Raw genomic sequence first — 14,141 nt, 5'->3', positions numbered from 1 at the left:
CTCGCCCTTCCTGAACATCAATATTCCAGAGCAGGCCCTGAGGGCAGGATGCCCTGCGCCTCATCAGTCCATACAAATCGCCGTCTAGGAATATTCCTACAACGGCAGCGCCAAATCTGACACTTCAAATCAGCATCCCCTGATTTAAATCAAAGCCCATGCTTACGATAATAGAGCCTAAGCAAACAAGCACAGCATTTACAAATGAACCTGTACATCCTTGAAGATTCAGTCCTGATTCAGAACCGCCTGATACGGTTAGTCGAAGAAGTGCCTGGCATGCATGTACTGGGAGTGGCAAGCGACATGGGTAGCGCTTATCAGGCACTGCTGGGCAATGACGCAGACGCTTTGATACTCGACATACAGCTTGCCGACGGCAACGGTCTGCAATTATTGAAAAATATCAAGCAAAGCAAGCCCAGTATTAAAGTTGTAGTACTGACAAATCATGTAACTGAAGACAACCGTCTGCATGCAATGCGGGCTGGCGCAGACGGCTTCCTTGATAAATCGACGGACTTTAGCCTGTTACAAGATTATCTGCTGCGCTGGCAGCAACCAGATTCAAATCATCAAATCAATTAATCAGTGTCCTTACATTACAAGGGAAATATCATGACTATAGCAGCCTTCACCACCAGTACAAGCAGCCTGCCTTCAGTTACCAGCAAAACTGCCTTCCCGGCCATTTCCAATGAAGCTGGCTGGCGTTGTCATGGCAATCTCTGGTCCAACCTGCGTGAAGTATGCGAACTCTTGCGCATCCCTACCCCAGCTGCGTCAGCAGATGAAGAAGTACTGTTCCAGCATGTACGCTTCAAAGCTGGTCAGAGAATCCATACCATAGGCCAGGATTTTGACACTCTTTACATCGTCAATTCAGGTTTCTTGAAAACGGTACTGCTTGACGAATACGGTAACGAACAAGTCCTGAGCTTCCCCATGAAAGGCGATTTGCTCGGCATAGATGGTATACACAACCAGCACCACGCTTCGGAAGCAGTGGCCCTGTCCGACTGTGACATCATACTGCTGCCCTATAAAACATTCTCTGCACTGGGCCGCACCTATGTAGAACTGGAACAAGCCATGTTCAGCGTCATGAGCCGCGAGCTGGTGCGTGAACAAATCATGATAGGCATGCTCAGCGCACTGAGTGCTGAAGCCAAGGTTGCCCGCTTCCTGACGACACTCGGTGAACGTTTCAGCCAACTGGGTTATTCTGGCAAGTCCTTCAATCTGCGCATGACACGACATGAGATAGGCAGCTACCTGGGCCTGACCCTGGAAACTGTTAGCCGCACTCTATCAGCCTTCAACGAAATGGGTCTGATCAGCGTAGATCAGCGTCAGATCGCCCTGAACGATGTGCCCGCGCTGAAAACCCTGCGTCGCCTGCCACCAGCCAAGGCACGCATCAAGGTCAGCGAAAAAGTGTCGGCTTTAGTTGGTAAGAATTTGCTGCCGCAATGGGGCAAAGAAGTTGCTGTCGCCTTAAATTAGTGTAAGCTTTAACAAGTAGCATCATCTTTTTGCCATGTTTGCCATGGCAAAAAGATGGCTGAACTTGTATTTGTTTTCTTTCCCGGATTTCACATCAAGGAGTAAAACATGCCATACAAAACCATACTGGTTCATGTCGATGAATCTGAACGTTCCAACTTCCGTATCCGTGTTGCGGCAGAAATTGCCAAGGCTGACGAAGCCCATCTGACTGGAACTGCCGTCACCGGTGTTTCCCGTTTTATCTATCAGGATGGCAATATCAGTGCCAACGATCCCAATCTGAGCATACATCTGAATTTTTTAAGGGAACGCGCAGAAAAAGCTGTCGCCAACTTTAACCATCAAGCCCAGGCTTTAGGCGTCAATTCTTATGAAAGCATGATCGCCAATGATGAAGCCGGTGGTGGAGTTGGCCTGCAAGCAAGGTATAGCGACCTGGTAGTCATAGGCCAGACCAATCGTGACGAGCCCTCGCCCTCGGTATTGCCTGATTTCCCTGAATACCTGATCATGAATTCAGGCCGCCCCATCCTGATCATTCCTTATGTAGGTGATTTCACGACAGTCGCAAAACGCCCCCTGATTGCCTGGGATGCCAGCCGTGAATCTACCCGCGCGATCACCGATGCAATCCCCCTGCTGCGTCGCGCCGACATGGTCAATGTCGCAATCTTCAATCCCAAGGCAGTACCTGACAGTCATGGCGAGCAACCTGGTGCCGATATTGCCCTGTACCTGGCAAGACACGGTATCAAGGTAGAAGTTGGCGTGCATAAAACATCTACCGATATCGGTAATGCACTATTGTCGCTGTCACACGATCAGGACAATGATTTGCTGGTCATGGGTGGCTACGGTCATTCGCGCTTCCGTGAAATGATCATGGGTGGGGTTACCAGAACCATCCTGCAAAGTATGACGCTGCCAGTGCTGATGTCACATTAAACTAATCGTCGGGATCTCAAGCCTGGCAAATGACACTCCTTGTAAAAGGAGTGTCATTTTATTTTTTATAGCCGGGCACTCAAGCTTTAACCGGGCATTTACGAATTAGAATAATGGTCTCATTTTAATAAAGCTAAATCACATGGCTAATGATTATCCCGGTATGGTAAAAGCACGATGGATAGCAGGTTTGCTGGCCTTGCTGTCAGCCATTTTATGGTTGAACCACGCAACCCTGTCCACCATACAGATGCCTGCACCCCTGCCTGTACATACCGTGCTGGAAACGATCACCATCGTGATTTTCACTTCGGTATTCATCGTTTGCTGGAATGCCTTTGGCGGCGCCAGGAAAAAGAGCAGCGTTATCCTGGCTGTCGCGTTCTTGTGCACTGCCATTCTGGGCTTCATGCATGCAATCAGTTTCCAGGGCATGCCCGGCTTCCCAGATGCCGAGGACATGCACAAGTCCCTGCTGTTCTGGCTGCTGTCACGCTCATTCATTGCCACTACGCTGCTTGGCCTGACATTGGCCCCTGAGGATTCAGAAGTCAGCCCGGCCCAAGCTTATTTCGTCTTGATTGCAGGCTTGATAGCAACTGCCGGATGGATGATGATGGTGTTCGCACTGCCGCATCTGCTGCCGCTAACTTATATCCAGGGTGAAGGGCAAACTTCTTTCAAAATAGCCTGTGAAGCAGGTCTGATCGCCATCAATCTGTTCACAGCCTATCAATTGAACAAACGGGGCAAGGCCATTTCAGGCTCTGCTGGACCTGGTAAGCAAGCTGAGCGCCTGCAAATAGAACGTGCGCCCCTGTTTCTTGCGGCTATCCTGCTGGCCGTTTCAGAGGTGTATTTTGCCATCTATGCTGACGGCAATGATGTCTTCGTCGCCATCGGCCATGTGTTCCAGTTAATGGCAGCCATTGCCATTTATCGTGGCATGGTCTCTGTGAATATCCATACGCCTTATGCCAGTCTGGCAGAAACCAGCCAGAATCTGGCCCGCTCGGCAGAGGAGCTCAGCATAGAGCGAGAACGTCTGAGCCGCATGATAGATACAGCCATCGATGGCATCATCACCATCAACGAATCGCAATCCATCATCCTCGTCAATCCTGCCGCTGCTGCCACTTTCGGTTATGAAGTTGATGATCTGATGGGGGCTTCACTTGATCTTGTATTACCAGAGCGCCACCGCAAGGTACATGGCAAACATGTACAGCAGTTTGGTGAAACTGGCGAAACCCGCAGAAAGATGGGGGGAACTTTGATGATTTTTATGTCACCGGCGTCAAATCCAATGGTGAAGAATTTCCCATCGAGGCTTCAATTTCCAGCCAGATAGAAAATGGCAAACGTTTTTACACCGTGATTTTCCGCGACATTACCGAACGCAAGGTCGCCAAAGAAAAAATGGCACTTTATCACGATGAATTGACACAGTTATCATCAGCACTGCAAAGCATACGCGAGGAAGAACGCAAGCACATTGCCCGCGAACTGCATGATGATCTCGGCCAGTTACTGGCCGCGTTGCGCATGGATTTATCGCTGCTGCAAAGAGACAGTGTGTTGACAGGCAAGACCCAGCAAACCATCAACAGCATGGATCAACTGCTTCTGACTTCAATTACCACACTGAGACGCATCGCCACCGACCTCAGGCCGCGCGCACTGGATGAAGGTGGACTCTATTTTGCCTTGCAGACCCTGCAAAAAGATTTTTCCCAGCGCCATGGCATTACCTGCGACCTGCTGGCAAACGAAGAGCAACTGACACTCGACGATGCGCACAGCACAGCAATCTTCCGTATCGTCCAGGAATCGCTGACGAATGTAGTCAGGCATGCAGATGCCACAGAAGTGCAAATTACTTTCGAACGTAGCCCGGACTCACTGAGCTTCAGCATTATCGACAATGGCAAAGGCATAGAGGCAGATGAGATGCGTAAATCACGTTCTTTTGGCCTGGTTGGCATGCGTGAACGCGTCAAAGCCATGCACGGCGAATTTCTGGTTGACAGCCAGCCAGGAGAAGGAACGCAACTGAAAATCAATTTGCCATTAAGTTAATTCAATAAATCAACGCGAGTTCAAATAAGAAGTGCAACAGAAGCTAAATTGGTTTGAATGGGAAGATGCGGTAGCATCCGAACTTCCAGACCCCCAAGTCAAAGTTGCCCGAAATGACATACACACATCTTACCCAAGAAGAACGATACCAGATTTATATACTGAAGAAGGCAGGACATAGGCAAAGTGAGATAGCAGAGGTGATGGGGCGTAGCAGATCGACGATCAGTCGAGAGATCAAACGCAATAGTGGTGGTCGTGGATACCGCCCAAAACAGGCTCAACAACGCAGTCTCGACAAGCAAGCCAGAAAGAATGGTGTGACTATTTCCGCTGAGACATGGGCATTTGCAGAAGACAGGTTGAGAGCGTATTGGAGCCCGGAACAGATCAGCGGCTATCTCCGTGCCAATGCTCTTCCTGGAGTGAGTCACGAAAGCATTTATTGGCGAATCTATGCGGACAAGCAACGAGGTGGCACGTTACACAAAACCTTGCGCTGCCAGAAGATACGCAAGAAGCGCTATGGAAATCGTGAACGACGCGGCACCATACTCAACCAGATTTCGATTGAAGAGCGCCCAGCGATTGTGGACACGCTCAAGCGCTATGGGGACTGGGAGGGTGATCTTGTTGTCGGCGCGAATCACCAGCAAGCGCTGGTCACGCTCAATGAGCGCAAATCGCGCTACACCTTGCTAGAAAAAGTGACCCGCAAAACTGCTGAGGCGGTGACGGATACCATTATCTCTTTGCTAGCGCCTTTTTCTGAATTAGTGCATACGTTGACGACCGACAATGGTAAGGAATTTGCTCAGCATGAACGTATTGCTCAGAGCCTCAATGTGCAGTATTTCTTTGCCCATCCTTATTGCTCTTGGGAGCGCGGCGCTAACGAAAACATGAATGGTTTAATACGGCAGTTTTTTCCGAAGAAAATGTGTTTTGAATCTATCACAACGCAAGACATGACTGACGCTATGGACTACTTGAATCATCGACCTAGAAAATGTCTTGGCTACAAAACACCGCACGAAGTTTTTATGGCTCAGATACAATCGCACTAACACAGGGTTGCACTTCGAGCTTGAATCCGCCCAAGTAAATACATCAAGCAAATATGTTAAGCAAACAGAAGATGCGTGCAGACCTGGCGAATCCAGTATAAGCTTACGGAAAATCGTATCGCGGCAGGAGCATTTTAATGTCAGTTTCAGCACTCAATAGTGGCCTTTCAGGACTCCAGGCTTATGCCCGTGCACTCGATAGTTCTGGTCACAATGTGGCGAATGCGAGTACGGCAGGCTTTGTTCCGCAACAAGTCAGCTTTCAAGAGCAGCCTGCTGGTGGTGTGATTGCCAATATCAGTAAAGAAGGCAGCAGTCTGGCCTCGCAAGAACAGAGCGGCACTGACCTGAACACTGAAATCGTGCAATCCCTACAATTCAAGACAGGTTTTGACCTGTCTGCGAAAATTATCAAAACGAAAGATGAGTTACTGGGCACACTGATTGACATCAAGGCCTGAGGTAGTCCGCCTGCTAAGCTGCTGGCACCAGGCACAGGAAGGATGGCATATCCTTCATATCAAAATACCAAAGTCCGAATCCACCTATTCCCAACAGAATTGCAGCACCCAAATAGCGCAAGCCACGCATGATGGCATTATTTTGCGCCTGCTGCATGACTGCCTGGGTCAGCAATAAATGCGGTAACGCAAACAGACCAAACACCAGCATCAGCGCAGCACCAGACCAGGCATCGCCAGATAATAAGGCAAATGGCGCCACGCCATACAAAAGACCGCAAGGCAGGCAGCCCCAACCCATACCCATCAAGAATGGATGTCGCGTCACCTGACGTAATAATGGTAGCCTGTCAGTCAGCCCTGCATGCAGGTTTGCCAGTACATTTTGCAAAAAAGGCAGACGTGGCAAACAACCCAGCACGCGCAAGCCTAGCAGTATCAGCATCAGGTTACCAAGAACGAACATGATTTGCTGCACTGGCAGGTAAGGCTTGAATAACAAACCCGCTGCGCCCAGGCCGCCGAGCACAGCACCGGCAATCATATAGGTAGAAATGCGCCCACCTTGCAGCATGATTTGATATTGCAAACTGACCGGCACACCAAAAGAAGCTTGTTTTGCCGCCCGCTGCCCTGCCAGGGCAATAGGAATAATTTTGCCGCCGCTCCCGTAAGACTTCTGCCTGGACTGTGTCAGCAACATGGAGATGCCACCACACATGCCAGCGCAATGCACCCCACCTATGGCACCGGCTGTCATCGCGGCAAATACCAAAGGAAGGGTCAGCATCTCAGATCAGTTTGGAGTATCTGGCACCTGATTGCTGTGACAGATAACGGTCAAAAACCATCGCGAGTGCGCGTACAAACAAGCGGCCTTTGGCTGGGATACTGATACTGACATCATCCACCAGGACGATACCCTCTATTGCATAGTCTTGCAGCCTCTGCAGCTCATCTGCAAAATAGTCAGGGAAAGAAATGCCGTATTGCATTTCAAGGTATTTGAAATTCAGGGTATTGCTGCACATCAGGCTCATGATGACCTGACGACGCAAGATGTCATCGACATCGAGGTGATAACCTTTTTCTACAGGCAATATACCTTTATCCAGGCTCGCATAGTATTCATCCAGCGTGCGCAGGTTCTGACCATAAGATGCCCCCACTTTGCCTATCGCTGACAAGCCCAGGGCGATGAGATCGCAATCTGCCCGCGTCGTGTAACCCTGAAAGTTCCGGTGCAGGCTGCCATCCAGAGTCGCCAGTGCCAGACTGTCGTCCGGTTTGGCAAAATGATCAAGGCCTATATAGACATACCCCTCAGCCAGTAAGCGCCGTATCGACATCAGGAAAATCTGCAGACGCTGCTCTGCAGACGGCAAGTCGGCTTCGGCGATACGGCGCTGAGGCTTGAAGCGCGTGGGCAGGTGTGCATAGTTATATAGCGCAATGCGGGCAGGAGACAGTGCGATGACCTGGTCCAGCGTCTGAGAAAAACTTTCCAGATTCTGTTTCGGCAGACCATAGATCAAATCAAAATTGATGGATTGAAAACCGCAGACCCGGCTATCTGCCACTGTAGCAGCCACCATTTCGTAAGGCTGTATGCGGTGCACTGCCTTTTGTACTTCCTCATTGAAATCCTGCACACCGAGACTGGTGCGGTTGAAACCCAGCTCTGCCAGTAACTGCAAGGTTTCGGTAGTGACAGTACGCGGATCTATCTCTATGGAGATTTCGGCATCAGCGGTGAAGTCAAAATGTTCGCGCAACAGATGCATCAACTGGCGCAATTCGGCATGACTGAGAAAGGTCGGCGTACCGCCACCAAGATGCAACTGACTCAGGGTTTCGCGTGCATGTAAATGCCCAGTTACCAGCTTCAATTCCTTGGCCAGGTATTCAAGATACTTGGCCGACCTTCCATGGTCTTTAGTGATGACTTTATTGCAGGCGCAGTAATAACACAGCGATGCACAAAACGGGATGTGTATGTATAGCGATAATGGCGGTTTGTTCAGCAAACGACTGCGTTCTTCCAGATAGAGTATGTAGGACTCTGCCGTGAAAGTTTCTGCAAATCTGTCTGCCGTGGGATAAGACGTGTAACGGGGGCCCAGGCTGTCGAAACGGCGTATCAGTGCTTCTGGAATTTCTATTGCTGGAAATGCAGCCGGTTCGTTCATTTTCATGATGGGTCTCAATGTGCTTTTTGCACAAGCAAGGCCGTTAAACCACTAGACAGGATTCCCAGTAACCAGAAAGCAAAAAAGCCTATGGTATAAACACCTGTTTCATGCATTTGCAGGCGCCTGTCCAGCACAATCAATTCCATCGGGTCAACCAGGCTAAAGAACAAGCCGGTTGCCGCACAGGCCATCAAAAACGCTGGCCACAAAACGATCATCAACATAGAACGCAATTGTGGTTTACGTGATGTGAGAGTGCTATTTTCCAAATCCTGTCCCCTTCTAGTGATTGTCCAGCCTCAGGTCAGCAAAATTCAGGGATTAAAATCATTTTGCGGCATTCAGTTGCACTGGTTTTTGTCCTGGATCAAACCAGTCACCGGTCAGGCGCCAGTCTGTGGTCTCCAGTTTGATATGAAACAGTTTTACAGCTTGTTCTCCGGCACTTGGCATCAGTTTGAGGTCACCTTCATATTGACCGGTGGCCGTACGCTTCATCGGTAAGCGACGTATCACTTCACTCACCGAATTACCGCCAACTGCCGCATTGGCGAGGCTCAGTTGTATGGTCTCAGGCAAATCACCCTTGCCACTGACTTGCAATACGATCTTGCCTTTGGCAAAGTCTGCATTGATGTAGGCATTCAGTTGCAACTCCCTGGCCTTGGCGTCACGCTGTATATCTTTGTTGATCATCAGGCCCTGCTTATAATAATCTTCGGCGACAACCTTGTCAGCACCATGCATGGCGATATAACCGGTATATAGACTCGCACAAACCACGAAGGCCGGGCCACCAGCCACCAGCAGCAACCAGGGTTCTTTGTACCAGGTATCACGCCTGGATTTTGGGGGCATCAGACTGGCTTCCATTTTCTTCTCCTAACGTGGAACAGTAAACACGGCTTTTTCAGTCACCGTTACTTCTGGCGCATCAATATCCTTAACGACAAAACGTATGCGGTTAGAGCCGCTTGCCAATACATTGGCTGGCACCCTGACCCTGACCGGGAATGCCTTCGTAGTCGCAGAGCCAACTTCAATGTTCGCAGAGTTGACGATCATTGCGCCAGCAGCACCCTCTACCGCCACACTATAATGCCGCGCCGACTCCTGGGTGTTCATGACTTGCAGGCGATAGACATTTTCAATTGCACCCGCTTCAGTTATTTTTGGCATGCCACGGTCTTTGATGACATCAACTTTCAAGGGAGTGTGCATTGCAAGGGATACAGCCGCCAGCAATATAATCAGCCCTAACAAGCTACCATAAATCAGGGTACGCAGGCGGAATACCCGCTTCCACATGGCCTTGTCATCCAGTTTCCTGGTCAGCGCATGTTCGGTGGTATAGCGTATCAGGCCACGCTCATAACCCATCTTGTCCATGACCTGATCACAGCCATCAATACAGGCACCGCAGGCGATGCATTCATATTGCAGGCCCTGACGGATATCAATGCCCGTAGGGCAAACCTGCACACAGATGCCGCAATCGACACAATCACCCATACCCTGGGATTTGTGATCAATTTTTTTGTTTCTGGATCCGCGCGGATCCCCGCGTGCAGTATCGTAAGTAACGATCAACGTGTCTTTATCAAACATCGCGCTCTGGAAGCGCGCATAAGGACACATGTATTTGCAAACCTGCTCGCGCATCCAGCCAGCGTTACCATAAGTGGCAAAACCGTAGAACAGAAACCAGAAAGTCTCCCATGGACCCAGGGTAAAATTGCCGACCTCTATCGCCAGCTCACGTATGGGAGTGAAATAACCGACAAAGGTAAAACCTGTCCACAATGCCAGTACTATCCAGATGAAATGCTTGATGAACTTGAGCGAGAATTTGCGCGCCGTCATAGGTGAAGCATCAAGCTTCATTCTTGCGTTGCGCTCACCTTCTATCTTGTGTTCTATCCACAAGAAAATCTCGGTGTATACGGTTTGCGGGCAGGCATAGCCGCAAAATAACCTGCCTGCGATGGCAGTAAATAAGAACAGACTCAAGGCTGAAATGACCAGCAAGACTGCCAGGTAGATAAAATCCTGGGGCCATAACACCAGGCCAAAAATATAAAACTTGCGGGCAACCAGGTCAAATAAAACTGCTTGCCTGTCATTCCAGTTCAGCCAGGCTGTGCCGTAAAACAAAGCCTGGGTAAAAAACACCAGCACCCAGCGCCAAGAAGAGAACCAGCCAGTTTGCGAACGCGGATAAATTTTCCGGCGTTCTTCAAAAAGCGCCAATTCAGTTTCTTCTATAGGCACTGGGATTATGGGTATGTGTTTCATCTTGATTCTGTTTTTCTTAGTAAGACAAAATGACAGTGCCAATCAGTGCAGGCGGAGCGTGCTGTATGATCATTTCCCCTCCCTCATTATGATTGGCACATTCATGGTTTTCAACTAATTATTTACCTGGTGCAGCTTCAGCAGCGCTGGCGGCAATTTGCTTGATAGCGCTGACATCTGCATCACTTACCTGCGCAGTAGCAGAACTATTGGACAAGCTCCAGACATAGGCAGCCAGCAAATGTATCTTGCCTTCGGTCAAAATTGCCTTATGAGCTGGCATCTGGTTGTTGCGGCCTTTGTTGATGGTTTCCATGACATTTTCAATGCCACCGCCATACAACCAGACTTTATCTGTCAGGTTTGGTGCCCCCAGGGCCTGGTTGCCCTTGCCATCACCACCATGACAGGCAGCACAAGCTGCAAATTTGGATTTACCCAAGGCTGCCTTGATAGGATCATGGGCGGAACTGGACAGACTCAACACATAATTGGCCACATTCCTGACATCATCATCAGTGCCCAGCGCAGCACCCATGGGTGGCATCTGGCCATGACGGCCTTCGCGTATGGTGGTCAGGATAGTTTGTGGATCACCGCCATACAACCAGTCAGTGTCAGTCAGGTTAGGATAACCCTTGCCGCCTTGTGCGTCAGAACCGTGACATTGCGCGCAGGTATTCAGGAACAGACGCTGACCTATTTCATGCGCTTGCGGGTCTTTGGCAACCGCCTTGATATCCATGGCAAGGAATTTATTAAAGATGGGACCATACTGCGCTTCACCGTCTTTCATTTCCTTCTCATAGGCACCTTTTTGACTCCAGCCAAAAGTGCCCTGCCATTTACCAAAGCCAGGGTACACCACCAGATAACCGGCACTATATATCACGGTCAGGTAAAACAGCCACATCCACCATTTTGGCAGCGGATTGTTTTGCTCCATCAAGTCGCCATCCCAGACATGGCCAGTGGTTTCTGCGGGCAAAGGTTTACCGTCGCTACCGACTTTGACCTTGACCTTGGATTGCGACCACAACAGTAAAACACAGGCCAGCATGGACAGGGCCGTGACGATGGCAATACCAGTACTCCACCATTCATTAAAAAAGTCAGCCATGGCTATTTTCCATTCTCATTATCAATTGGCAAGCGTGCCATCTTTTCAAATTTTTCTTTATTACCGGCACTGAAAGCCCAGTAAATAATGCCAAGAAATACGATGAGGCTGATGACCGTCACGATGCTGCTCAGTATTGTGAAATTCATTTTCTTCTCCCCGAAAAACCAGTCCATTCAGGCACTGTCTGGCGCTGGCTTTTTCTTCAATCAATTCTTGTTTTTGACCGCAGTGCCCAACACTTGCAAATAAGCGATCACCGCATCGAGCTCAGTTTTGTTAGCCAGCTCGGCAGGCCCTGCCTTGATTTGCTCATCGCTGTATGGCACGCCCAGGGTTTTCATGGCCTTGAGCTTGGGCGTGATATCCTCAGGCACCAACTGTGTCTTGGCCAACCATGGGTAGGCAGGCATGTTCGACTCCACGACAACAGAACGCGGATCATTCAGATGGTCCCTGTGCCAGGTGTCGCTGTAACGGCCACCCACCCTTGCGAGGTCAGGACCTGTGCGCTTGCTACCCCATTGGAAGGGATGGTCATACACCGACTCACCCGCTACAGAATAATGACCATAGCGCTCAGTCTCGGCCCGGAAAGGACGTATCATTTGCGAGTGGCAACCATAGCAGCCTTCCCGCAGGTAAATGTCACGGCCCGCCAGTTGCAAGGCAGAGTAAGGCTGCATACCCTGCACTGCCTGCGTCGTTGATTTTTGAAAGAACAGTGGAACAATTTCAACCAGGCCACCAACACTGATGGTCAGCAGCACCAGTACCAGCAACAGGCCCACATTCCGCTCTATCAAGTCATGAGTAAAATTACGCATTCAATTTCTCCTTGGATTTATGCATGCGCTGCGGCTGCAGGCAAAACCGGGATCGCGTTATTGACTGGCTTGGCAGCCATCAGGGTCTTCGCGACGTTATATGCCATGACCAGCATGCCACTGAGGTACAGCAAGCCGCCCAGCATGCGTATCACGTAATACGGATAGGTTGCCTTGACGCTTTCAACAAAGGAGTAAGTCAGCGTGCCATCCTCATTGACTGCGCGCCACATCAGGCCCTGCATGACGCCAGCTATCCACATGGAAGCGATGTACAGAACCACGCCTATCGTCGCCACCCAGAAATGCACTTCAATCAGACGTTTGCTATACATCTGCGTCTGACCAAACAGGCGCGGGATCAGATAGTAAAGGCTGCCGATAGTAATGAAACCCACCCAGCCCAGCGCACCGGAGTGAACGTGGCCTACAGTCCAGTCAGTGTAGTGGGACAAGGCATTCACGGTCTTGATCGCCATCATTGGACCTTCGAACGTTGACATGCCGTAGAAAGACAGCGACACAATCAGGAAACGCAGGATAGGATCAGAGCGCAACTTGCTCCACGCACCGGACAGCGTCATGATGCCGTTGACCATGCCACCCCAGGACGGCGCCAGCAAAATCAGTGAGAACAACATGCCTATGGACTGCGCCCAGTCAGGCAAGGCAGTGTAGTGCAAGTGATGTGGACCCGCCCACATGTATGTGAAAATCAGAGCCCAGAAGTGAACGATAGACAGACGATATGAGTAAACCGGACGTTCGATTTGCTTGGGAACGAAGTAATACATCATTCCCAGGAAGCCAGCCGTGAGGAAAAACCCCACCGCATTATGGCCATACCACCATTGCACCATCGCATCCTGCACACCGGCATAAGCAGAGTAAGACTTCATGAAAGATACGGGCATGGCTGCACTATTAACGATATGCAGCACCGCTACCGCAACGATGAAGGCACCAAAAAACCAGTTGGCGACATAAATATGCTCAACCTTGCGCTTCACCAGCGTGCCAAAAAATACGATGGCATACGACACCCATACGACAGCGATGAGCAAGTCAATTGGCCATTCCAGTTCAGCATATTCTTTGCCTTGGGTAAAACCCAATGGCAAACTGATGGCGGCTGCCACGATGACCAGTTGCCAACCCCAGAAAGTGAATTCAGCAAGACCTTCTGCAAACAGCCGCACGTTGGATGTGCGCTGGACGACATAATAGGAAGTTGCAAACAAGGCGCAACCACCAAAGGCAAAAATCACGGCATTCGTATGCAAGGGACGCAAGCGTCCATAGCTAAGCCATGGTATCCCCCCGAGAAATTCTGGCCAGGCAAGTTGGGTTGCAATCACCACGCCCACGAGCATGCCGACGATACCCCAAACCACTGCCATGACAGAAAATTGCCGTACAACCCGGTAGTTGTATGTGTTTTCTTTAGTTATTGTCATGATCTCACTCTGTTGTAAAAATACACTAGAAGAATAACAATCGCCCTGCCCGCCTACATTGATTCACATCAAATATTGCCGGATTCAAAGGCGACAACCCACGAAAGACAACAGTTACAAGAATAGACAAAATTTTAATTTTTGCCCCAAAAAAAAGACACCCAATGGGTGTCTTTTTTAAGTCAAAAT

General features: G+C 49.8%; 16 protein-coding genes. 7 read left to right on the top strand and 9 right to left on the bottom strand.

What is annotated here, in order from left to right:
* The first annotated feature begins 204 nt into the window (after positions 1–204).
* The 7 genes from UNDKW_RS10450 (at position 205) to UNDKW_RS10420 (ending at position 6,061) form a co-directional block, all read left to right on the top strand.
* Positions 205–588 (top strand): response regulator, encoded by a 384-nt coding sequence (locus UNDKW_RS10450; protein ID WP_162058637.1) that lies wholly within the window; start codon positions 205–207, stop codon positions 586–588.
* A gap of 30 nt (positions 589–618) precedes the next feature.
* Complete coding sequence (locus tag UNDKW_RS10445; protein WP_162058636.1) at positions 619–1,506, top strand: helix-turn-helix domain-containing protein; 888 nt, start codon at positions 619–621, stop codon at positions 1,504–1,506.
* 108 nt (positions 1,507–1,614) lie between these two features.
* Positions 1,615–2,454 carry a universal stress protein gene (locus UNDKW_RS10440; protein ID WP_162058635.1) on the top strand — a complete coding sequence of 280 codons (840 nt, stop codon included), beginning with the start codon at positions 1,615–1,617 and terminating at the stop codon, positions 2,452–2,454.
* Positions 2,455–2,596: 142 nt separating this feature from the next.
* Complete coding sequence (locus UNDKW_RS10435; RefSeq protein ID WP_162058634.1) at positions 2,597–3,805, top strand: MASE3 domain-containing protein; 1,209 nt, start codon at positions 2,597–2,599, stop codon at positions 3,803–3,805.
* A gap of 23 nt (positions 3,806–3,828) precedes the next feature.
* A complete protein-coding gene (locus tag UNDKW_RS10430; protein ID WP_162058633.1) occupies positions 3,829–4,533 on the top strand; it encodes a sensor histidine kinase in 705 nt (234 codons plus the stop codon).
* Between the two features lie 113 nt (positions 4,534–4,646).
* Positions 4,647–5,600, top strand: a complete 954-nt coding sequence (locus UNDKW_RS10425) for an IS30 family transposase (RefSeq protein WP_162058632.1) — start codon at positions 4,647–4,649, stop codon at positions 5,598–5,600.
* A 137-nt stretch (positions 5,601–5,737) separates the two neighbouring features.
* A complete protein-coding gene (locus UNDKW_RS10420) occupies positions 5,738–6,061 on the top strand; it encodes a flagellar basal body rod C-terminal domain-containing protein (RefSeq protein WP_162040982.1) in 324 nt (107 codons plus the stop codon).
* 13 nt (positions 6,062–6,074) lie between these two features.
* On the opposite strand, the gene UNDKW_RS10415 is transcribed toward UNDKW_RS10420, so the two are convergent.
* The 9 genes from UNDKW_RS10415 to ccoN form a co-directional block, all read right to left on the bottom strand.
* On the bottom strand, positions 6,075–6,851 hold the full coding sequence (locus tag UNDKW_RS10415; RefSeq protein ID WP_162058631.1) for a sulfite exporter TauE/SafE family protein: 777 nt from the start codon (positions 6,849–6,851) through the stop codon (positions 6,075–6,077).
* Between the two features lies 1 nt (position 6,852).
* On the bottom strand, positions 6,853–8,256 hold the full coding sequence (gene hemN / locus UNDKW_RS10410; RefSeq protein WP_162058630.1) for an oxygen-independent coproporphyrinogen III oxidase: 1,404 nt from the start codon (positions 8,254–8,256) through the stop codon (positions 6,853–6,855).
* A gap of 8 nt (positions 8,257–8,264) precedes the next feature.
* A complete protein-coding gene (locus tag UNDKW_RS10405) occupies positions 8,265–8,522 on the bottom strand; it encodes a hypothetical protein (protein ID WP_232063330.1) in 258 nt (85 codons plus the stop codon).
* Between the two features lie 58 nt (positions 8,523–8,580).
* Complete coding sequence (locus tag UNDKW_RS10400; protein ID WP_162058629.1) at positions 8,581–9,126, bottom strand: FixH family protein; 546 nt, start codon at positions 9,124–9,126, stop codon at positions 8,581–8,583.
* A gap of 9 nt (positions 9,127–9,135) precedes the next feature.
* Positions 9,136–10,548, bottom strand: a complete 1,413-nt coding sequence (gene ccoG / locus UNDKW_RS10395) for a cytochrome c oxidase accessory protein CcoG (RefSeq protein ID WP_162058628.1) — start codon at positions 10,546–10,548, stop codon at positions 9,136–9,138.
* Positions 10,549–10,666: 118 nt separating this feature from the next.
* Entirely contained in the window at positions 10,667–11,668 is a 1,002-nt protein-coding gene (gene ccoP / locus UNDKW_RS10390; RefSeq protein ID WP_162058627.1) for a cytochrome-c oxidase, cbb3-type subunit III, read from the bottom strand.
* A gap of 2 nt (positions 11,669–11,670) precedes the next feature.
* Positions 11,671–11,817, bottom strand: coding sequence for a cbb3-type cytochrome c oxidase subunit 3 (locus tag UNDKW_RS10385; RefSeq protein WP_162058626.1), 147 nt, complete (start codon positions 11,815–11,817; stop codon positions 11,671–11,673).
* A gap of 60 nt (positions 11,818–11,877) precedes the next feature.
* Positions 11,878–12,495, bottom strand: coding sequence for a cytochrome-c oxidase, cbb3-type subunit II (gene ccoO / locus UNDKW_RS10380; protein WP_162058625.1), 618 nt, complete (start codon positions 12,493–12,495; stop codon positions 11,878–11,880).
* 17 nt (positions 12,496–12,512) lie between these two features.
* Complete coding sequence (ccoN, locus tag UNDKW_RS10375; RefSeq protein WP_162058624.1) at positions 12,513–13,952, bottom strand: cytochrome-c oxidase, cbb3-type subunit I; 1,440 nt, start codon at positions 13,950–13,952, stop codon at positions 12,513–12,515.
* Positions 13,953–14,141 lie beyond the last annotated feature (189 nt).

Source organism: Undibacterium sp. KW1, assembly GCF_009937955.1.
Lineage (GTDB): Bacteria > Pseudomonadota > Gammaproteobacteria > Burkholderiales > Burkholderiaceae_D > Undibacterium.
The sequence above is the reverse complement of the archived record's forward strand: the minus strand, read 5'-3'. Positions and strand labels throughout refer to the sequence as shown.

Excerpts from the sequence above, each read along its gene's own strand:
- UNDKW_RS10415 (WP_162058631.1), bottom strand. The coding sequence starts at position 6,851 with ATGCTGACCCTTCCTTTGGTATTTGCCGCGATGACAGCCGGTGCCATA.
- ccoO (WP_162058625.1), bottom strand. The coding sequence starts at position 12,495 with ATGCGTAATTTTACTCATGACTTGATAGAGCGGAATGTGGGCCTGTTG.
- hemN (WP_162058630.1), bottom strand. The coding sequence starts at position 8,256 with ATGAAAATGAACGAACCGGCTGCATTTCCAGCAATAGAAATTCCAGAA.
- UNDKW_RS10435 (WP_162058634.1), top strand. The coding sequence starts at position 2,597 with ATGGCTAATGATTATCCCGGTATGGTAAAAGCACGATGGATAGCAGGT.
- ccoN (WP_162058624.1), bottom strand. The coding sequence starts at position 13,952 with ATGACAATAACTAAAGAAAACACATACAACTACCGGGTTGTACGGCAA.
- UNDKW_RS10450 (WP_162058637.1), top strand. The coding sequence starts at position 205 with ATGAACCTGTACATCCTTGAAGATTCAGTCCTGATTCAGAACCGCCTG.
- UNDKW_RS10420 (WP_162040982.1), top strand. The coding sequence starts at position 5,738 with ATGTCAGTTTCAGCACTCAATAGTGGCCTTTCAGGACTCCAGGCTTAT.
- UNDKW_RS10440 (WP_162058635.1), top strand. The coding sequence starts at position 1,615 with ATGCCATACAAAACCATACTGGTTCATGTCGATGAATCTGAACGTTCC.
- ccoG (WP_162058628.1), bottom strand. The coding sequence starts at position 10,548 with ATGAAACACATACCCATAATCCCAGTGCCTATAGAAGAAACTGAATTG.
- UNDKW_RS10400 (WP_162058629.1), bottom strand. The coding sequence starts at position 9,126 with ATGGAAGCCAGTCTGATGCCCCCAAAATCCAGGCGTGATACCTGGTAC.
- ccoP (WP_162058627.1), bottom strand. The coding sequence starts at position 11,668 with ATGGCTGACTTTTTTAATGAATGGTGGAGTACTGGTATTGCCATCGTC.
- UNDKW_RS10385 (WP_162058626.1), bottom strand. The coding sequence starts at position 11,817 with ATGAATTTCACAATACTGAGCAGCATCGTGACGGTCATCAGCCTCATC.
- UNDKW_RS10445 (WP_162058636.1), top strand. The coding sequence starts at position 619 with ATGACTATAGCAGCCTTCACCACCAGTACAAGCAGCCTGCCTTCAGTT.
- UNDKW_RS10425 (WP_162058632.1), top strand. The coding sequence starts at position 4,647 with ATGACATACACACATCTTACCCAAGAAGAACGATACCAGATTTATATA.